General features: G+C 51.8%; 19 protein-coding genes and 1 pseudogene. 11 read left to right on the top strand and 9 right to left on the bottom strand.

Going from position 1 to position 19,368, the window contains the following annotated elements; translation table 11 throughout:
* The first annotated feature begins 44 nt into the window (after positions 1-44).
* Complete coding sequence (locus C4F51_RS08245; RefSeq protein ID WP_193908854.1) at positions 45-668, top strand: hypothetical protein; 624 nt, start codon at positions 45-47, stop codon at positions 666-668.
* Here C4F51_RS08245 and C4F51_RS18150 read toward each other — a convergent pair.
* From C4F51_RS18150 to C4F51_RS18140, 3 genes are all read right to left on the bottom strand, one after another.
* Positions 648-1,106: a transposase gene (locus C4F51_RS18150; RefSeq protein ID WP_328701324.1), complete on the bottom strand. Its 459-nt coding sequence runs from the start codon at positions 1,104-1,106 to the stop codon at positions 648-650. The two genes, C4F51_RS08245 and C4F51_RS18150, sit on opposite strands and share 21 nt — an antisense overlap.
* 118 nt (positions 1,107-1,224) lie before the next feature.
* Positions 1,225-1,416 (bottom strand): IS110 family transposase, encoded by a 192-nt coding sequence (locus C4F51_RS18145; RefSeq protein WP_328701323.1) that lies wholly within the window; start codon positions 1,414-1,416, stop codon positions 1,225-1,227.
* 60 nt (positions 1,417-1,476) lie between these two features.
* Positions 1,477-1,641, bottom strand: a complete 165-nt coding sequence (locus tag C4F51_RS18140; protein WP_235992303.1) for an IS110 family transposase — start codon at positions 1,639-1,641, stop codon at positions 1,477-1,479.
* A gap of 352 nt (positions 1,642-1,993) precedes the next feature.
* On the opposite strand from C4F51_RS18140, the gene C4F51_RS08235 reads away from it, so the two are divergent.
* Positions 1,994-3,007 (top strand): hypothetical protein, encoded by a 1,014-nt coding sequence (locus tag C4F51_RS08235; protein WP_193908852.1) that lies wholly within the window; start codon positions 1,994-1,996, stop codon positions 3,005-3,007.
* A 240-nt stretch (positions 3,008-3,247) separates the two neighbouring features.
* On the opposite strand, the pseudogene C4F51_RS08230 reads toward C4F51_RS08235, so the two are convergent.
* The 3 genes and pseudogenes from C4F51_RS08230 to cobU all read right to left on the bottom strand — a co-directional run.
* A pseudogene (locus tag C4F51_RS08230) lies at positions 3,248-3,610 on the bottom strand (bifunctional adenosylcobinamide kinase/adenosylcobinamide-phosphate guanylyltransferase); the annotation flags it as partial.
* A gap of 47 nt (positions 3,611-3,657) precedes the next feature.
* On the bottom strand, positions 3,658-4,389 hold the full coding sequence (locus tag C4F51_RS08225) for a hypothetical protein (RefSeq protein WP_193908850.1): 732 nt from the start codon (positions 4,387-4,389) through the stop codon (positions 3,658-3,660).
* A 257-nt stretch (positions 4,390-4,646) separates the two neighbouring features.
* Positions 4,647-5,207, bottom strand: a complete 561-nt coding sequence (gene cobU / locus C4F51_RS08220) for a bifunctional adenosylcobinamide kinase/adenosylcobinamide-phosphate guanylyltransferase (protein ID WP_193908847.1) — start codon at positions 5,205-5,207, stop codon at positions 4,647-4,649.
* A gap of 147 nt (positions 5,208-5,354) precedes the next feature.
* Here cobU and C4F51_RS08215 point away from each other — a divergent pair, with 147 nt between their 5' ends.
* The 5 genes from C4F51_RS08215 (at position 5,355) to C4F51_RS08195 (ending at position 9,026) form a co-directional block, all read left to right on the top strand.
* Positions 5,355-6,593 (top strand): RNA polymerase sigma factor, encoded by a 1,239-nt coding sequence (locus C4F51_RS08215; RefSeq protein ID WP_193908845.1) that lies wholly within the window; start codon positions 5,355-5,357, stop codon positions 6,591-6,593.
* 176 nt (positions 6,594-6,769) lie between these two features.
* Positions 6,770-7,117, top strand: coding sequence for a YciI family protein (locus C4F51_RS08210; protein ID WP_193908843.1), 348 nt, complete (start codon positions 6,770-6,772; stop codon positions 7,115-7,117).
* Between the two features lie 144 nt (positions 7,118-7,261).
* The gene (locus tag C4F51_RS08205; protein ID WP_193908841.1) at positions 7,262-7,678 is read left to right on the top strand and encodes a VOC family protein; all 417 of its coding nucleotides are present in this window, start codon (positions 7,262-7,264) and stop codon (positions 7,676-7,678) included.
* A gap of 23 nt (positions 7,679-7,701) precedes the next feature.
* Positions 7,702-8,511, top strand: coding sequence for an SRPBCC domain-containing protein (locus C4F51_RS08200; RefSeq protein WP_202987651.1), 810 nt, complete (start codon positions 7,702-7,704; stop codon positions 8,509-8,511).
* A gap of 74 nt (positions 8,512-8,585) precedes the next feature.
* Positions 8,586-9,026, top strand: a complete 441-nt coding sequence (locus C4F51_RS08195; protein ID WP_193908836.1) for a GNAT family N-acetyltransferase — start codon at positions 8,586-8,588, stop codon at positions 9,024-9,026.
* Positions 9,027-9,096: 70 nt separating this feature from the next.
* Here C4F51_RS08195 and C4F51_RS08190 read toward each other — a convergent pair whose 3' ends face one another.
* From C4F51_RS08190 to rmuC, 3 genes are all read right to left on the bottom strand, one after another.
* Entirely contained in the window at positions 9,097-9,627 is a 531-nt protein-coding gene (locus C4F51_RS08190) for a GNAT family N-acetyltransferase (protein ID WP_202987650.1), read from the bottom strand.
* Positions 9,628-9,654: 27 nt separating this feature from the next.
* Complete coding sequence (locus tag C4F51_RS08185) at positions 9,655-10,119, bottom strand: DUF2489 domain-containing protein (RefSeq protein WP_193908833.1); 465 nt, start codon at positions 10,117-10,119, stop codon at positions 9,655-9,657.
* 342 nt (positions 10,120-10,461) lie between these two features.
* Positions 10,462-12,042 carry a DNA recombination protein RmuC gene (gene rmuC, locus C4F51_RS08180; protein WP_235992302.1) on the bottom strand — a complete coding sequence of 527 codons (1,581 nt, stop codon included), beginning with the start codon at positions 12,040-12,042 and terminating at the stop codon, positions 10,462-10,464.
* A gap of 162 nt (positions 12,043-12,204) precedes the next feature.
* Between rmuC and murI the strand changes: the two genes are divergently transcribed.
* The 4 genes from murI (at position 12,205) to C4F51_RS08160 (ending at position 19,282) form a co-directional block, all read left to right on the top strand.
* Positions 12,205-13,041: a glutamate racemase gene (gene murI / locus C4F51_RS08175; RefSeq protein ID WP_193908831.1), complete on the top strand. Its 837-nt coding sequence runs from the start codon at positions 12,205-12,207 to the stop codon at positions 13,039-13,041.
* A 77-nt stretch (positions 13,042-13,118) separates the two neighbouring features.
* Entirely contained in the window at positions 13,119-15,863 is a 2,745-nt protein-coding gene (locus C4F51_RS08170) for a PD-(D/E)XK nuclease family protein (RefSeq protein WP_193908829.1), read from the top strand.
* Positions 15,864-15,917: 54 nt separating this feature from the next.
* Positions 15,918-17,651, top strand: a complete 1,734-nt coding sequence (gene cydD, locus C4F51_RS08165; protein ID WP_202987649.1) for a thiol reductant ABC exporter subunit CydD — start codon at positions 15,918-15,920, stop codon at positions 17,649-17,651.
* Complete coding sequence (locus C4F51_RS08160) at positions 17,648-19,282, top strand: amino acid ABC transporter ATP-binding/permease protein (protein WP_193908827.1); 1,635 nt, start codon at positions 17,648-17,650, stop codon at positions 19,280-19,282. Before cydD ends, C4F51_RS08160 begins: the two co-directional genes overlap by 4 nt.
* The last annotated feature ends 86 nt before the right edge of the window (positions 19,283-19,368 follow it).

Here is a 19,368-nt window from a genome sequence, read left to right as displayed (position 1 = left end):
AACGCGCATGCGCGTTATCAAGATGTTAGGCCGGAGCAGTGTTCATGAACTCACTCAAAAAGTTAATTGAAAATCCGATATCGGCTTTTATAGGCTCTATGATAGCTGTGGCGATGTCTATCTTAAGTTTAGTCTTTGCGCATCAGGCACATCAACTCAGTGTTTTAGAGTTCAAACAAGAGAGATACTTGATCTTAAAAGGCACCTTTAAAGATGAAGGAAAAAGCGTATATGTTGCTTCAGCTAGTAACGAAAGCTATTTTCTCAAAGGTGAAGTTTTCTTTCCGCCTTTAATTCATGAGTATTCAGCTCCGATCGATTCATCAGGTAAGTTTTGGCACATGGGGTCTGTTATGCACGAGTTACAAGAGCTTACGTTGAAGCATGTCCAACCAGAGAGCGGGGTCGTAAAATTTAGCAATGGCGACATACCTATTATTATAAAGTCATATTATGCCTCTAAAGGGGAAGCATACACCGATGTATCGCTCTATATGTTAGGTATGGAGGTTTTTATAGAGGACAAAGAATATTCTAGGCCACGAATAACACTTAATAGTCTTAGCTTTGTTCAAAGACTTGACCCGAATATTCCAATCAACCAAGCTCAGTTAAATGATTTCGTGAACAATAAAGGTAATTGGTATTTACCTACCAATCAGCCGTAAAATGCCTAACAAGCGACTATGGTAAAAAATCAATACCTGCAACGCAAATTTAGTTACTTGCCACTCGCAATTATCGCGCACCATTGCATTCAATATGGCCATTATCTTTCGCATGCAGGCGGTAAGCGCGACTTTATTGTGCTTACCCTGCGCGACTAGGTTTTGGTAAAAGGCTTTAATGACTTTGTTGCACTGAATGGCGCTTAGCATGGCCATATACAGCACGGTTCGAATTGGTGCTCGGCCACCGTTGATACGACACCTGCTTTTCATTGCTCCACTGTCCCGATTGAATGGTGCCAAACCACACATTGCGCTGATTTTACGGCTGGATAGATTGTCCAGTTCAGACAGCTCACCCAGCAGGGTAAAGATCACGCCATCGCCAATGCCAGGTATAGAGTTAAGGATTTCATGGGGGCATTGCCATTCGCTCACCTCTGCAACCGCTTTGCCCTGCAGCTGTTAACCCATTCGATTTCTTTATTGAGCACTTTGATAAATCGTGTATGATTTCTAGCGCTTTTTGCTGGCGATTGAGTTCTTGCACTCGGCACTAATTCAGCTGGCGCTTGCGGGCCAATAAATCCCTGTTATAACGAACTTTTTTAGAGTTTAAAGGGCGAATCTCTGGCCTGAGTACTGCACCAAATTGAGTAATCAGGTGCGCATCCAGTTTATCGGTTTTGGCTTTCAGATTTTGTGCATTGGCAAACTGACGCACTTGAACAGGTTGCACCACAATCACCGGCCACTCGCTTCAACCAAAACTTCCATCTGTTGCCTCGACCAGAATGCGGGTGAGTTTTTAGAAAGCGAGCATTTTGGCCAAAGCCTTTATGCCTTCGCTGTTGTTAGGAAATTGATGATAAATATCGACCTCGTAAATGCAGAGGTCTAGCGTACTTTTGCCAATGTCGATACCGACATGGGGCTCACTGCGATTAATGCTGGCGTTGGTAGTTGTTTTCATAACGCACCCTTGCTACATTCGGGTGGTGCTGCCCAGGCTCGAAGCCCATTCGACTGTTCGAGTTAAAAGTAGAGTCAGCAAGGCGCCCATGCTTGTTAACGGGATAACCTGATTTCCCATTCTTTAATCGGGCTACCTTATTGAATACTCCTTGGCGCAGGTATGGGCTTCACCTTATCGCTTTTGGCAGTTGAGGTAAAACTGCTGAAAATCGATCATACGAGGCAATCAAACGGGTGGTTTTTAAATTGCATTTTTGCCATTCTGCTTCGCTCCATTTTATGGAAAAAATGCAATTTAAGAAGCACAGCTTATCGCGGTGCTAAATATCTTGTCCGAGTAAGGAGAAAAAATGAGTCAATTGGAAGAAACACAAGAATCACTATCCCGGATGCAGGCATTTGACCCGAAAAGTCTTGCCAGAGAGGAAGAGCTGGGAAGAAATTTTGATTTCTCTGCTATCGTGGCTCCAGCCTCAAAACTAATCAGACTCTATAATCAGCTAGGCCTTTCGACGCTGGATGATTTCCCAGAGAAAATACTTTCTGAAATCAAACAGCAAGCCGATGCTGATTTTAATAGGTTTCAGCAGGTTTTAGATTTTGACCCAACCACCGTACAAAACCAAAACCCTACCCAGCCAAGAGATCAATTAATCCAACAAGTTACCAACGCATACGCTCCCGCATTTCAAAAATTATTCCCATTTATATCATATGGAACAAGCAAATCTGTTGATTTTCAGAGAATGGAAAATGAAGCTCGGGCAATGCTTCAAAACGTAAAAGACGAAGCTTTAGAAATAACTGAGCAGTTAACTGAACATCAAGAACAAGCACAAAATGTTCTTGCAGATGTTAGAAGAGTTGCAGCAGAGCAAGGTGTTTCACAGCAGGCAATTTATTTTAAAGATGAAGCAGATGTGCATGAGGAACTAGCAGAAACATGGCGCAGCCGAACTACTAAATTGGCTTGGGGTTTGGGAGCCTATGCATTTTTAAGTATATTTTTTCATAAATGGTCATGGCTGCAACCCGAAGGTACTATTCAATCTATACAGCTTGTAACAAGTAAAGTACTGATTTTTTTTGTTATATCTTATATGCTATTTCTTTCGGCTAAAAACTTTCTATCTCATAAGCATAGCGCCATTGTTAATAAACATAGGCAAAATGCACTAATGACCTATACAGCCATAACCAATTCGGCTGTTTCTGAAGAAAGTAAGGATATTGTTCTTAGCCATGCGGCAGCTTGTATTTTTTCACCGCAAGACACCGGTTTTATTAAATCTGACTCCCAACAATCAAATACCACAAGGTCAGTTGTTGAGTTAATTCCGAAAGCAGCAATAAAGTTGGATTAACAGCAATGTTTAACACGGTACTCAACGGGACGCAGACTACGCTGCGCTCCCGTTACCACGACGTTAGCCGGCCGAATTACCCAGCAACTGTAGACACTCTGTATAGTTAGAGAGCCTACTTTTACCGCGCATTAGCATTCAGATGAATTCAAACTTACAAAAAAGGCAATAGTTAGATGCTACACAACTTAAGCTTTGATGAAATACTTCGCTAATAATTGGTAATTTCCAAAATCCATCCTACCCCTTCAACACCATCGGCAACCCCGCCACCGTAAAAACAACACGATCACATTGGCTGGCTAATGCCTGGTGCAGAAAGCCGGCTTCATCGACGAAGGTGCGGCTTAGTGCGCCCATTGGTATTACTCCCTGCCCGACTTCATTGCTGATAAATATAATTTCACCCGGTAATGATTTCACTACCGCCAATAAAGCTTCTTTTTGTTGCTGCCAAAAAATGAGGGCTTTTGATAAGTCTTCGTCTACCAGCAAACATCGGGTTAGCCAGAGTGTCAGGCAGTCCACCAGAATTATGTTGTTGTCGTTAGCGATGGATTTTAGTGTTGCTGCCAGGTTCGCGTCGGCTTCTACCAGTGTCCAGCGTTCGTCGCGGCCGACCGTCGCTTAGAGTGTCACAAGATAAACAGCTAGCCTGCTATCAATAACAGTAACGTGGCATACACGCCAGCGCCAACAGCGAATGGCATGAACCGGCTCTGGCGATCTCCCGGCAATTCTTCTTTCAGCACATTGAGAATAATACCGCCGGCCAGAAATGCGAATAGAAGACTGGTTGTTGCTTCGCTAACTTTAACAAACTGGCCAATACCCCAGCCCCACAGAACCGCTGCAGACAGTATCCAGCGACCGTGGTGCAGATAGGCACTGCGTTGAAGTTTGATTAGCCCATTGTCATTTACTAAAAAATGAAAGCCCATAGCCAGTACAAACAAGCTCAACTCAAAAATTTCACCTTCGCGGTAAACAAGCAGGTAGCCTATCAACGAGTTGTAGAGCGCGAACGAAACAATGTGTAACCAAAATACGCCAAGGCCAGCGGCCTTATCGGGTTCTTCGTTTTTTTGATTCTGAGCGCCCCGGGAATGTTTTACACAACGCTCAAGGCCGTAAAAAGCGGTTAGCCCTACGAGAGCAACCAGGTACGCATGGTATTCAAGGTAAGCCAGCATGCCATGATCACTGATGGCTTCCTGAGCTTCTACCAATTCGGGAAAAATAAGAATAAAAACGTAAGCGACAGAAACACCGCCCGCAAATGACAAGGCGCCACTGCGGGGGATATCCTTCAATTGCAGCAATTTGGCAGCATTGGCATGAACAAGGGCAAGCGCAACAACCAATATCAGTTGCGATATCATAGGGTCCTCATTTTTCGGGCAACATTAAATCAGAGGTGTTAACAAAATGACGGATGCTTCCACATCATGCTGATCCTTGCCGCCTTGGGCGACACACCTCGATGGCGGATTAATAAAAACCATAGTTGATATAGCGCCTGCCGTCATACGCAAAAAGTAAAGAATACAAGCTGTTAGCACAGCAAATAAGAAGTGACAGGTGTGGATGTTTTCTGGAATCTGCTCTGGTTTTCCTGCTGAAATTGTTAAGTATTGCTTTACCCTTTCAACACCATCGGCAACCCAGCCACGGTAAAAACAACGCGATCACATTGGCTGGCTAATGCCTGGTGCAGAAAGCCGGCTTCGTCTACGAATGTGCGGCTTAGTGCGCCCATCGGTATTACGCCCTGCCCGACTTCATTGCTGATAAATAGAATTTCGCCGGGTAATGATTTCACTGCTGCTAATAAAGCTTCTTTTTGTTGTTGCCAAAAAATGAGGGCTTTTGACAAGTCTTCATCTAGCAATAAACACCGGGTTAGCCAGAGTGTCAGGCAATCCACCAGAATTATCGTGTTGTCGTTGGCGATGGATTTTAGTGTTGTCGCCAGATCTGCATCGGCTTCTACCAGCGTCCAACGTTCGTCGCGTTCAGCTTTGTGGCGGGCGATGCGTGTTTGCATTTCGTTGTCGGCGGCGCTGTTATCGCAGGTGGCGAGGTAAATAAGTTGTGTGTCCTGCCCGCGTTCTTTTCGGGCATCCGCCAGTTGTACAGCGGTGGTTTGCGCCAGTGCGCTTTTGCCGGAGCGGGCGCCGCCGAGAATCAGTTGTTTCATTGCCAGTTTCCTGCATTTCTTCACAGTTAAGACCGCCAGAAGCAGCAATACTGCTCGCAGATCCGGGAGACGGCGGATAATATCGCCGATTGTCAGTATTGCAAACACAGCCAATAACCATAACAGTCAACGCCAGCAGGATTATTCATGCCGGACAGGTTCGATCAGCAATCGTTAAATGCCTTCTATCAGCAGGAATCCCGGCGGGTTCTTGCCACGCTTATTCGCCTGCTCGGCGACTTTGACCTCGCCGAAGATGCCATGCAGGAGGCTTTTACCGCCGCCTGGCACCAATGGCCGCAAGCCGGCATTCCGGCCAACCCCTATTCCTGGCTGGTGTCTACCGGTCGCTTTAAAGCGATTGATCTATTGCGCAAGCGCTCCCGCTTGCAAGCACGCGAAACCGCCTGGCTGGAACAGCAGGAACTGTTGAGCGATGCAGAAAATTTTGCGGAACCCACCGGTTTTATTGAAGACGACCGCCTGCGGCTGATCTTTACCTGCTGCCACCCGGCGCTGTCCAAAGAGGCGCGTGTCGCACTCACCTTGCGCGAAGTTTGCGGCCTGACCACCGAAGCGATTGCCAGAACGTTTTTGGTGACGCCTTCCACTCTGGCGCAACGCATTGTGCGAGCGCGGCAGAAAATTCGCACCGCCAATATCCCTTATGAAATCCCCGACCAGACGATTTTTGCCGAGCGTTTGCAGTCGGTGCTGCAAGTTATTTATCTGGTATTTAACGAAGGCTATTCCTCGCTTTTGCCCGCTGCAGCAGGCACTCCCGACCTTGCCAGCGAAGCGATTCGACTAACCCGTTTACTCCATGAATTACACACGGATGATGAAATCAATGGCTTGCTGGCGCTGATGTTATTGCAGGAATCCCGACGCGCTACCCGCGTCACTGAAAATGGTGATCTGATATTGCTGGAAGATCAGGATCGCAGCCTGTGGAACGCCGAACTGATTGGCGAAGGCGTGAGCCGTGTTCAAGAGGCATGGGCTGCCGGAAACCCCGGTTTTTACAGCCTGCAAGCCGCTATCGCCGCACTACATGCCGAAGCCGCCAGCGCACAGGATACCGACTGGCACGAAATCAGCGGTATCTATACCTTGTTGCTGAATCGTTATCCGTCGCCGGTTATTGCTTTGAATCGCGCCATCGCCGTGGCGATGCACGAGGGCGCACAAGCGGGAATTGACCTGATTACGCCGCTGATTGAACGTGAATTGGCCAACTATCATTACGCCTATGCGGCACGGGCAAAACTCTACCGACAGTGCGGTAATACCGATGCCGCCAAAGCCGATTATGGTAAAGCACTGAATTTAAGTGACCGGGAGGCGGAAAAAGCGTTTTTACAGGCGCAGTTACGCGCCTTGTAACACACACCTGACGACCCGGCACAAACGGACAGAATGGCGCACACCCTGTGTCAGATAATAATTTTTCAACATCCTGTCGATTTCGGCGGTCTGCCATCGACTATCTGGAAAGCGTCTCATGAACCATTAAAAAATTTTGAGACAGCTTCCAGCCAGCTATCGTTAAGGAAACCCTTATGAAATACCTTTGCCTTGTCTACGCCAATGAAAATGAACTCCACAGTTTGCCGGACAGTCCACAAGACAGTGAGTGCATGGCTTACGCCACCGCTTTGCATGAATCCGGCGTTCTGGTAGCCGGAGAAGCCCTGGAGCCGGTCAGAACGGCGACCACAGTAAGAGTACGCAACAACGAACTGCTGATTACAGACGGCCCCTTTGCCGAAACCAAAGAGCAACTCGCCGGTTTCTATTTGATTGAGGCAAAAGACCTTAACCACGCCATTCGTAAAGCCGCTGGCATTCCGCCAGCGCGGGTGGGCAGCATTGAAATTCGCCCGGTTCGGGAACTGCAAACAGATTAATTTTTCGGTGTTGTCGATTTCTTAATTTCTGCATCGACTATTAACTGGAACTGATCGGAACAGTGAATTTCAGGTCAGGCTGCCATTTGGCCGCCCTCCGTTTTCAATGTGTTGACACTTGTTAATCTGTGAAGGAGTAACGCGATGAAGATTTACCCGTACTTGAATTTCGATGGTAATTGTCAGGAGGCTTTCGAGTTTTATGCCAAAGTATTTGGTGGCAAGATTCTGGGAATACAGAAATACGGCGATGCGCCCCCCGGCGATGAGATCAACCCGGCCTGGCACGACCGGGTAATGCATGCGCAAATGTCGATTGGTGATGCCATGCTGATGGCTTCTGACACGCCACCGGACTGGTTTGATAAACCGCAAGGTATTTACGTGTTCATCCAAATAGATGAGGTGGCTGATGCCGAGCGTATTTTTGAACAGCTGAGCGAAGGCGGTGAAATCCATATGCCAATGCAAGAGCAGTTCTGGGCAAAACGTTTTGGCATGTTACAGGATAAATACGGCACACCCTGGATGATCAGCGGCGCGGTAAACCAGTGCCAGTAAACATTCACAGCAAGGAGATAATGATGACCGATACTCTTACCGTAACCGCCACCATCAAAGCGCCTTCCGCTCAGGTATGGCAGGCGTTTAATGACCCGCAAGCCATTCAACAATGGAACCAGGCATCACCCGACTGGCACTGCCCTGCGTCAGAAAATGACCTGCGTATTGGTGGTCGCTTCAAACACACCATGGCCGCCAGAGATGGCAGTTTCAGTTTCGATTTCAGCGGTATTTACACCAGGGTAGACACCGAAAAACACCTGGCTTACAGCATGGACGATGGCCGCACCGCCGTTGTGCATTTTATACAAACCACCCCGGACACCACCCGCATTGTTACCGAATTCCAGGCGGAGAATGAACACTCCCTCGAAGAACAGCAACAGGGTTGGCAGGCGATTCTCGACAGTTTTAAAAATTACGTAGAACACAGCGGCGAACAAAAAACGGACGCACACCTGAACCGGAATGACATTAAAAATTTTATTACGAAATTCAATGAGGGCTTTGCCCGTAATGACCTGAATTTTCTGGTTGATCAGATAACCGACAACATGGTTTGGAAAATGCCGGGCTCCCCCGATACCATCGGAAAAGCGGGGTTTCGTAACATGATGGCGGACATGGAAAACCACGAACCGGCCACCTTGTTAATTAACAGCATTCTGGTGGACGGCAACCAGGCCGTAGCCGATGGCACTATGACCACCCGCAAAGACGGCAAGGAAGAAACCTGGGCTTTTTGTGATATATACACCTTGAGCCACCAAGGCGGTTTGAAAATTTCTGCCATGCATTGCTACGTTGTTCAGGTTAATACGCCGCAGTAACACGATACCAGGCCCGGCACCACATCGGCTGCCGGGCTTTGCTATGATAGGGAAAACTTTCGAGATACCTTGTCATGTCCATCACTATATCCGCCATTTCCGCCGTACAAACCCGCGTATTACGCGCCCGTATTTTACGCCCGCATCAACAACCCGAAGAACTGGTTTACGAAGGCGACGACGATGCAGACACCTTGCACGTGGGTGCTTTTTCGAATAAGGATTTATGCGGTATTGCTACGCTGGTGCATCGGGCCCTGGATGGCAACCGAAAAGAGGGAGAATGGCTTTTACGCGGTATGGCGACCACACCAGAAGTGCGCGGGCAAGGTGTTGGCAAAGCGATTTTGCAAACCGCGATAAACCATTGTCAGCAAGCTGGCGGCAGCACTATCTGGTGCAAAGCGAGAGAAAATGCGCTGGGTTTTTACGAAGCAGCCGGTTTTGACATTGTCAGCGAGCCTTTTGATGTACCGGAAATCGGCATGCATCGGGTCATGCGTCTGATGCTTTGAGAAACCTTAACGGTTGTTCAAGGCAGTGCTAATAAAAAAGCTACGGGTTAACACCGGTAGCTACTATTTTTTAGCAAATGCTTTCAACAACCGCCTCTCTCACCGCAAGGGTTTTACTCATGTAATAAGCAGGCCCGGTGTAGGTTGCCAGCAACCGCTGCTGCGCCTGACTCAGGTTTTCTACAACACCGTAACCCCGGCGCTGCCAGAACCCCACTGAACCCTGCACTGAAATAAGCGAAGAAAAACGGTAGCCGCTCTCTTCTGCATACTGCGTTGCGGCCACAATGAGTGCCCGCCCCAAACCGCCGCCACCCGCGGCGCCAGCCACTGCCAGATCGTGCAGGTAAAGGCAGTCAGCATCTTGCGCGCACTGAAAGTTTTCACCCCAGGCGGTCAAGGCGCCCAAACGGGAAGGATAAGTGACCAGATAGGCTTGTACACCTGCATCGGTTTCTGCCACCCAGGCAGTTTGCGGCGCACTATGCAAACGCGCCGCAATTACCTCGGCGCTCTCCAATATCTCATCCACATAAGCCTGCGCCTGAATCACCAATACAGCAGGAATATCCGTTACCTGCATCAAACGAATACGAAACATGTAAAAACAGCCACTAAAAAATAATGTTTAAAACTCACGGCCAATAATGCGCTTGGCTGCATCTTCAACGAATTCGCGATAAATACCTTCTTGCACTTCCCGTTCATGCTCAAGCTCGCGTTTACGCTTGGAGTCCAATTGTTTCCACTCTTCCAGGTAAGGGATATGGGCAGTGGCATTGGTCAGCTGGTAAAAGGCCGAAAACTCTTGCTGGGTTTGTTGAGGTACGCTCAGGCTATCCAGCAAACCGCTGATGCGAATACTGGCTTCGGTATGAGTGAGGCGTTCATCTTGCCCCAAAGAGCGGGCAATAATTTGAATGCTTTGATTGACCTTTTGCCGCCGCGCAGCCGCTTCCGCTTGTTGCTCCGCATCCTGCGCGGCGCGACGCTTTTCCATTTCCCGCACTTTTCGGCGCAGCACAATGGCGATAACCGATAACACCAAAATAATCAGCCCGCCAATCAATGTCAGTATTTGCAAAGTATTCATTCTGTATCCAATTTCAAATGTTTAATTAAACATGATTTGACCAAAAGTATTCGCCAGCAAAAATCACGAAAACTCTTAAACACGGCACGAATGTGAGCTGGTCATCCGGTCATTGGTTCCAAAACCGTCGAGTCAGGGATGACTCGATGGAGCTACATGGGTGGAGTGCGCATATAGCAAAACATGTTTTGCGCGCACGGAACGACAATCCTCTGTGAGGATTGGCCGGCTCCGCTTGCGGATATTCATGCGCTTTTGGAACCTATATCCGGATGGCGAGCGGGCGGAATGAAGTTGCCATATCACAGGAAACATATAACAGTTATTCAGCCGCTTAAAAAATTACTCGTCCGAAACCAGCGAATCCGTCCCGGATGCTTCCGTCAATTCCAGCAAGCTGCTTTCCGGTGCATCATCCGCCTGCTCTACCAGCTCGCGGGGAATCACTTTTTTGGTCTTCGCGCCCAACTTGCGCAACTCCTCCACCCGGCGAACCAGATTGCCACGGCCACTGTGCAACTGCTTGCGCGCCTTATCGTAGCTGTCCCGCGCTTTATCCAACTGCGTTCCTATACCGTCCAATGATGATAGCAGCAGTACAAACTGATCATGCAAAGCACCGGCTCTTTCCGCGATCACTTCGGCATTTTTATTCTGGTTTTCATAGCGCCAAATGTTTTCTACCGTGCGCAATGTCGCCAATAAGGTTGTCGGGCTGACCAGAATAATATGACGATCATAGGCTTCGCGGTACAGGCCCGGCTCTTTTTGCAAGGCCATTAAAAACGCAGCTTCGATGGGCACGAAGATAAACACGAAGTCCAGCGCACGCACGCCGTCCAGTTTCTCGTAATCCTTGATGCTCAGCTGACGAATATGATTGCGCAGCGACTGCACATGCGCGCCCAGCAACAGCTGGCGTTCGGTTTCATCTTCACTGTTGCAGAATTTTTCGTAATCAACCAGCGACACTTTTGAGTCGATAATAATATCTTTGTTTTCCGGCAGGCGGATGATCACGTCCGGCATTTGCCGGCGACCATCTTCGGTAACAAAGCTTTTTTGCGTTTCGTACTCACGGCCTTTTTGCAAACCGGATTGTTCCAGCAGGCGCTCCAGCACCACTTCGCCCCAGTTGCCCTGGGTTTTGCTGTTGCCTTTTAACGCCTGGGCAAGGTTTACCGCATCTTCACCAATTTTGTGCGCCTGCTTTTGCAACTCAACCACTTGCTGCGCCAGCAAATTACGGCCAAGGTTTTCTTTTTCGTAAACCTCTTCTACCTTGCGGCGGAATTCACCCAATTGATTTTTGATCGGGTCAAGGGTGGTTTCCAGCAGAGATTTGCTGTTGGCAGAAAATTGTTGATGTTTGTTTTCAAAGATGCGGTTGGCGAGGTTTTCAAACTCCCGCTTCAATTCTTCACGGGCATTTTGTAGCAGTTGCAATTGTTGCTCAAAATTGCGGCGCTCCTGGTCAAGGCCGGCTTTTAAGGCAGCCGATTCGGATTGCACCCGGGCAAGCTGTTGGTCCCGCTCGGCCAGTTGCACGGGCAGGCTTTCCAACTGACGGTTGCGCTCCTGGGCGGTCGCCAGGGTTTGGCTTTCGCGGTTGAGCAGTTGCTGGCTTTCGCGCAATTGCTGTTGCAGTTGCTGCTGCGCCAGCTGCTGTTGCTCCTGTTGATCACGCAGCTGCTGGGCCTGCTCTTTCAGCTGTTGCTGCTCCAGCATAAAGCGGGTTTCTTTCAAGCCGCTTTCGTGCCGCAGGTTTTGCAGCTGAATCTCGGCCTGTTGCTTTTCCAGTTGCAGGGCATCGGCCAGTTTGCTGCGCGCCATGCGGGAGGCTAGAAAAACGCCCAGGCACAGCCCGGCTATTACGGCGATCAGCACGGCAAAAATCACTACAAGGTTGTCGGTTAACGGCATGTTATTACCCGTGGTGGCGGGCAACGGCCCGGCAAAAAGACAAACGGCTATTCTACACAATTAACAGCGGCAGGACTGTCGGGGCCAAGCGGTTCAAGCTACACTGCGCAACAGTTTTTTGCACTGCTGACGTTTTACCTTACCCGGTGACAGGTTTTACCGATGATAGCTCAACCCTTTTCCCATCCCCGTATTCTGGTGTTTGATTCCGGTGTCGGCGGCCTCAGTATTTTGCAGGCCATCACCAACCGGGTGCCGGGCTGCGAGCGTTTTTACCTGTCAGACAACGCCGCCTTCCCTTACGGCACCAAAACCGAAGCGGAGCTGATTGCCCGTGTCACCGAGGTGATGGATTACGCCATCGCCCGCATTCAGCCGGATTTGCTGGTCATCGCTTGCAATACGGCCAGCACCCTGGCATTACCGGTGATTCGCAGCCGCTTTTCCTTGCCGGTGGTCGGGGTAGTGCCTGCCATCAAACCGGCGGCACAGTTTTCCCGCTCGCGGGTGATTGGCCTGCTCGCCACACCCGCTACCGTAGTTCGCCCTTATACCCGTCAACTAATTGCTGATTACGCCGCCGATAGCACCGTTATTTCAGTCGGCAGCAGCGAACTGGTATGGCTGGCCGAACAAAAGCTACGCGGCGAAACGGTGAGTGACGAGGCTATCCGCGCGGTGCTCGAGCCGTTTTACCAGCACCCGGCCATGGCACAAATGGACACACTGGTGCTGGCCTGCACCCATTTTCCCTTGCTGGCGGAAGAAATCTCCCGGCAGCTGGGCGCCAGCGTCACGCTGATTGACTCCGGCGATGCCATCGCCAGACGGGTGCAAAGTTTACTGCCCCAACTGTCACCCGATGCCAGCACCGCACTACCCGAACATCAGGCCTTTTTCACCAAAAGCACCGCAGAAGTGGAACAATTGCGCCCCGCCCTCGCCCGTTTTGGCTTGCCGCAGACCGCTATTCTGGATATTCCTCTGGCGGTGTGCTGATACGCCCCTGCGCGCGGTTGTGAAAGCCGTGTCAGAAAGTTACCCTTGGCGCTTTCGCGTTGCTCAAGGTTTGCTGCATGGTTTCCAGTCTGCTCGATATCTCCCCTCTGCTACCGGCGCTTGCGCGGGGCGAGCCGGTCATCACTGCTAATAACCGTTTACGCAACCACCTGTTACGCGCCTATGGCCAGCATCAACGCCAGCAAGGCGTTAAGGTGTGGAAGACCCCGGATATTTTTACCCTGTCGCAGTGGTTGCAGCAGGCGTGGCAGATTTTGCAGGATAAAGAGCTGGAATCTACCGCCGCGATTATTGCCAGTGACGACCAACGCGTGTGGCTGTGGGAAAAGGTTATTGCCGATGCGCCCGACCTGGAATTGTTGCTCGCCGAACCTCTCGCCCAAAGCGCCGATACCGCACTCACGCAACTGGAACGCTGGTGCCTGGACGATGACCAGCTCAACCCGGAAAAAGTCGATGCGTTTACCCTGAGCGCCAACAGCCAGTCTTTTTACCAGTGGTTACAGCTCTTCCGCAGCGCCATGGCCGAACGTGGCTGGATTACCCGGGAAAGCGCCTGGCAGCGCATCGCCGACGCCTGGCAGGAGCATTTGCCGGTGCAACCGGTTGTTCATTTGCTCGGCTTTGATGCCTTGTTACCGCTGGAAAGCCGCATCCTTAACGCCGCAGCAACCACACAGCATACTGTTGAGTTGCCCTTGCCACAGGGCGAGTGCCAGCGAACCACGGTGGTTAACGAAGAACAGGAAATACTTGCGGCGGCACTCTGGAGCCGCGATATTCTGCTGGCGTCGCCCGATGCCAGCATCGGTATTATCGTGCCCAACCTTGGCCAGATTCGCGACAAAATGGAGCGCATTTTTGGCGAAGTGTTTGAACCGATGGCAGGCTTGCCCGAGCAACCGCGCCGTACCGCGCCCTTCAACTTTTCTGCCGGTACACCGCTGGCTTCTACCCCGTTAATTCACTGCGCACTGAATTTGCTCGGCCTGAACCGCTCGCAGCAGGAGGTGGAGCCACTGTGCGATTTGCTGCTCTCGCCGTTTTTTGGCAATAGCGACAGCGAACGGCTGTTTCGCGGCAGTCTGGTGCATCGGCTGCGCGATAGCGGCCAGTTTTTTATCAGCAGCAGCGACTTGCGCTACCACGCCACCCGGTTATGTGAACAATGGCAGCAGCGCGGCCTGCCGGACGAAAGCAGCGGCATTCGTTTGTTGAATGCGCTCAATCAATTTTACGAAAACCGCCGCCACCAACCGGCACGGGGCAGCGCTTTGCAATGGTCACAATGGTTTGCCGACCAACTGGCGCAGCTGGGTTGGCCCGGCGAACGCCGTCCGGACAGCCAGGAATACCAGCAACTCAATCAGTGGTATCGTTTGCTGGAACAATTTGCCACGCTGGATAGCAACCACACCGGGCAAAATGAGCTGTTATCGGCGCAACAAGCCTTGACCCGCTTATTCCGGCAGGCTTCCAAAACACCGTTTCAGGCGCAAACACCGGATTCCCCTATTCAGATTCTTGGCGCGCTGGAAGGCGATGGCTTGCACTTTGATTATTGCTGGATGACCGGGCTGCACCACCGCCAGTGGCCACCGGCACCGGCGCCCAACCCGTTTTTGCCGATCAGCATGCAGCGCGAGTTGCAGATGCCGCACGCCAGTGCCGAGCGCGAATTTCAATACGCCAGCCGCCTCACCCGCCATTACCGGCAGTGTGCGAAAACGATTATTTTCAGCTCACCGGCGCACGATGATATTGGCGAGTTGCGCACCAGCGCATTGATTGAAGAAATACCGCAGGTGGCTATTGAACAGCTTATTGGCAACGCCAGCAGCAGCGCCACCGCCTTCAACCGGCAACAATTGCAAGGCAGCGCGCAACTGCAACTTCACGACAGCCGCTTTGGCCCGCCGCTGGGCAGCGACGAACTTGTTCGCGGCGGCAGCTCGTTGCTGAGATTGCAAGCCGCCTGCCCGTTTCACGCTTTTGCCCAATTGCGCCTGGGTGCGCGCTGGCCCGAGCCACCGGTGATCGGTTTTTCTGCCATGGAGCGCGGCACCCTGTTACACGATGCGCTGGCATTTATCTGGAAAGAAATCGGTGACAGCAACCGCCTGCAAGAAATAGAAGCCGAGCAACTGACGCAACAAATCAACACCGCCGTCAGCACCGCCATGCAACCGCTTAAACAGCGGCGCAACATCGGTGATCGTTATGCGGCGCTGGAGCAACAACGGCTGGTGAAATTGATCGGCGCCTGGCTGGAAGATGAAAAGGAACGGCCACCGTTTCGGGTGGTGGCGATTGAAGAATCCCGCACCGTAACCTTTGCCGGGTTGATGTTGAATTTGCGTATTGACCGTATTGACGAACTCGGCGCAGGGCAACGGCTGGTGATTGACTACAAAACCGGCAGCTCGAAAGTATCCAGCTGGCTGGGCGATCGCCCGGACGAGCCGCAGCTGCCGCTGTACGCCATCAGCAATAACGAAGCCGTCGATGCTATTGCTTTTGCACAATTAAATGCCAAAGGGCGCGGTTGGGCGGGGCTCGGTATTGAAGCCTTGCAACACCCGGGTATTGCACCACCGGCGCAATCCTGGCCGGAAACCTTACAACTCTGGCAAAGCGCCCTCACCCATCTGGCCGAAGAATTCAAACAGGGCGATGCCCGTGTTGAGTTTAAAAATATTGATGCCGACCGCTACAGCGAAGCGCTGCGGCCACTCAACCGCTGTCTCGAAAAAGATGCTATTCATCAGTGGTTGTTAAAAGAAACTCCGTCTCTGTTCTAATTTGCGCAACTGCGTCATTTCTTAATGCAATGCTGCGGTATTAAAAGGTTTACGATGGTGAAGACGAACGATTCGATGAGTGAAACCCCGCAACAGCAAATCAATGCCCGCCTCAAAGCGCTGCTGGCACCGCAGGCTTCGCTGCTAAAAATAGCCTTGCTCTGCGCCGCACTCAGTGCGGTTTTTTTCGTGCTGCAAAGTTGGTTGCTCGCCCATTTGTTCGCCGGTTGGCTGCATCAATACCTGGACAATGCCAGCCGCATTAGCACCCAAAGCCTGCTGGCTGTTTTGCCCTGGTTGATTCTCTGTTTTGCGGTGCGGCCGCTGCTGCAATACGTGCGCGAACGACTCTCGCAAACTGCCAGCCTGCGGGTTCGCCACCAGCTGCGCCAGCAACTGCTGGGCAAACTGGCAGCTGCCGGCCCGGCGCGTCAGCAACTCGGTTCTGACGGCGCCCTGGGCAGCCAGGTGCTGGAACAAGTCGATGCCCTGGATGGCTACATCAGCCGTTATTACGTACAACGCTATCTCGTGGTTATCAGCCCGGTTATTTTGTTGATTGCCACTGCCTGGTACAGCTGGCTGGCAGCGGCACTGCTATTGATTACCGCACCGATGGTGCCGCTGTTTATGATCATGCTCGGCAATGCGGCGGCGCAGGCCAATCGCAACCAGTTTGCCGCGCTGGCCAGGCTCAGTGGCCGGTTTCTCGATTTCATTCGCGGCATGACTACCTTGCAACAAGTGAATGCCACCGCACTGGCAGAAGGCAGCATTGCCGACGCCTCGCAACAATACCGCGAGCGCACCATGAAAGTGTTGCAGATGGCTTTTTTGTCTACCGCCGTACTGGAATTTTTTACCGCCCTCGCCATTGCGCTGGTGGCGCTCTACCTCGGTCTTGGGCTGGTTGGCCAACTACCCTGGTCGGTAGACGTTATTCCGGTGCCTTACATGGGCGCTTTATTTATTCTGCTGTTGGCACCCGAGTTTTATGCGCCGCTGCGCCAACTTGGCAGCGACTATCACGCCAAAGCCCAGGCCGAAGGTGCTGTGGCCGAGTTACAGCCGCTGCTGAATACCGAGTTCTGGCAGCATCCTGGCCATCAATCCATTCATCTGGTTGCACCACCCGCAGTGGATATTCACCAGCTCAGTGTGCGAGCGGCAGATGGTCGCTTGCGCCTGGCAGACTTCTCGCTGCACCTTGCGCCCGGCGAACGGGTTTTGATTCAGGGCCCGAGTGGCAGCGGTAAATCGACACTGCTGGATACGCTGCTCGGCTTTGCCGATTACCAGGGCAGCATTGGTATCAATAACGACGAATTGCGCCAACTCAGCCGGGATGACTGGCATCAGCAAATAGGTTATCTCGCTCAGCAAGCCAGTATTCAACGAGGCACCATTGCCGATAATTTGCGCCTTGCTGCACCCGATGCAGACGACGCGGCGTTGATCACGGTATTGCAGCAGGTGGAACTCTGGCCATTGATTGAACAGCTGCCGCTGCAATTACAAACGCCACTGGGCGAACGCGGTAAAGGCTTGTCCGGTGGTCAGCTACAGCGGCTATCGCTGGCGCAATTGCTACTGAGAGACGCGCCTTTATGGCTACTCGATGAACCCACAGAACATCTCGACCCGGACACTGCCAGCCGCTTGCATCAATTGCTGGAAGCGGTGTCCCGTGGCAAAACACTACTGTTAATCAGCCACCAGCAGGACATCCACTGGCTGGATCGCAGCGTGCATATACAACCGGCAGCGCCCGCGGAGGCCAGTGTATGATTCGCTTGCGTGATTTGATCAAAACCCGCCTGGGCAGCTGGTTGCTGGCACTTTCGCTGGGCGTATTAACCCTCATTGCGGTAGTGAGCTTGCTGAGTATTTCCGGCTGGTTTATCACCGCTGCTGCCGTGGCCGGTCTTAGCGGTGCTGCTGCCGCTCACTCTTTTGATATCTTCCGCCCTTCGGCGTTAATTCGGCTGGCGGCGGTGGTTCGCACCGGTGGCCGTTATGCCGAACGGCTGGCATCGCACCATGCCGCGCTGGGCTTGTTGCAGGATTTACGCTGCAAGCTGTTTAACGCCCTGGCAAGCATCAAACAAAACGTCAGTACCCGCGATACCACCACTTCGGCGCGCACCTTGCACCGGTTGGTCGCCGATATTGATCAGCTGGATAATTTCCCGTTGCGGGTCATCGCTCCCTGGTGCTGGGCAACGGTGCTTACGCTGATTGTGCTGTTTTTCTACCACGCGCTGTCACCCGCGCTGGCGGCCATCACCGCACCCGGGCTAATTCTTGCCTGGCTGATATTACCCTTACTGACATTCTTTCGCGGTGTGCGTCTGGCAAAACAGGAAAGCGCTTTATCAGAACAGCGCCGTGAACAATTGATTGAACCCTTGATGCTGATGACACCTCTGCTGCTATGGCGGCAATGGTCAGCACAACAGCAACAATTTACCCGCACCGATCAGGCCTGGCAGCAACAGCAATTCCAACAACAAGGCCTTGGCAGTCTAACGGTCTGCGTACAGCAATGGCTGCTGGCACTCACCATGCTGGCGCTGCTCTGGCAAAGCCTGCTATTGATTGCTGCCGGTGAATTAACCGTGCCCTGGGCGTTGGCCGCAGGTTTGGCGTTGCTGGCGATGAACGAAGTGCTCGCACCGCTGTGCAACAGCTTTATCGCACTGGGCTTCAGCCAGGCCGCCCGCGACCGGCTTAATGCGTTAACGCATTCCGCAGCCCCGGCTGAACACAACACCAAACCGGTGCCAGCAACGCCGTTGCATTGGCAGGCTGACGCTCTCGCTGCGATGTTACCCGGCGCGCTGCAAGGCCCTTGCGATGTGCATTTCAGCCTGCAAAATGGCGAGGTGCTGATTATTGAAGGCCCGTCCGGCAGCGGCAAATCCACTTTATTGCAGGCGTTGAGCGGGCAATTACCGCTGAGTAGTGGCAGCCTGATACTGAACGGACAAGCTTTGCATCACTGGAATACCAGCCACACCATCGGCTTGCTCGGACAGCAAATTGATACCTTCGACCTGACTTTGAAACAGAATTTGCTGATTGCCAAACCCCGCGCAACGGAAGAAGAGCTGTGGCAGGTGCTGGATGATGTCGCGCTGGGTGACTGGGCGCGTGCGCAACCCGACGGGTTGAAAACCACCACCGGTGAATATGGTGTTCGCCTTTCCGGTGGCCAGGCGCGCCGGCTGGCACTGGCGCGTTTGCTGTTGGCAGAACGCTCGATATTGTTACTCGACGAGCCTTTTGCCGGGCTGGACCCGATTAGCCGTGATCAAGTTGTTGCAGCCTTATTGCGTCGGCAACAAGCTGGCATTCTGATTATTGTCAGCCATCAACCGGTAGATATTCCTCACGCCAAACGCTTGAGAATTGATTAGTCTCTCCTGAAATCTATAGCTCCCTGACCGTCATATAACCCCGACTTATGCGGGTTATATGATTTTGGTATTTCATATATCGAATT

The sequence above is a fragment of the Cellvibrio polysaccharolyticus genome (assembly GCF_015182315.1).
GTDB classification, from domain to species: domain Bacteria; phylum Pseudomonadota; class Gammaproteobacteria; order Pseudomonadales; family Cellvibrionaceae; genus Cellvibrio; species Cellvibrio polysaccharolyticus.
The sequence above is the reverse complement of the archived record's forward strand: the minus strand, read 5'-3'. Positions and strand labels throughout refer to the sequence as shown.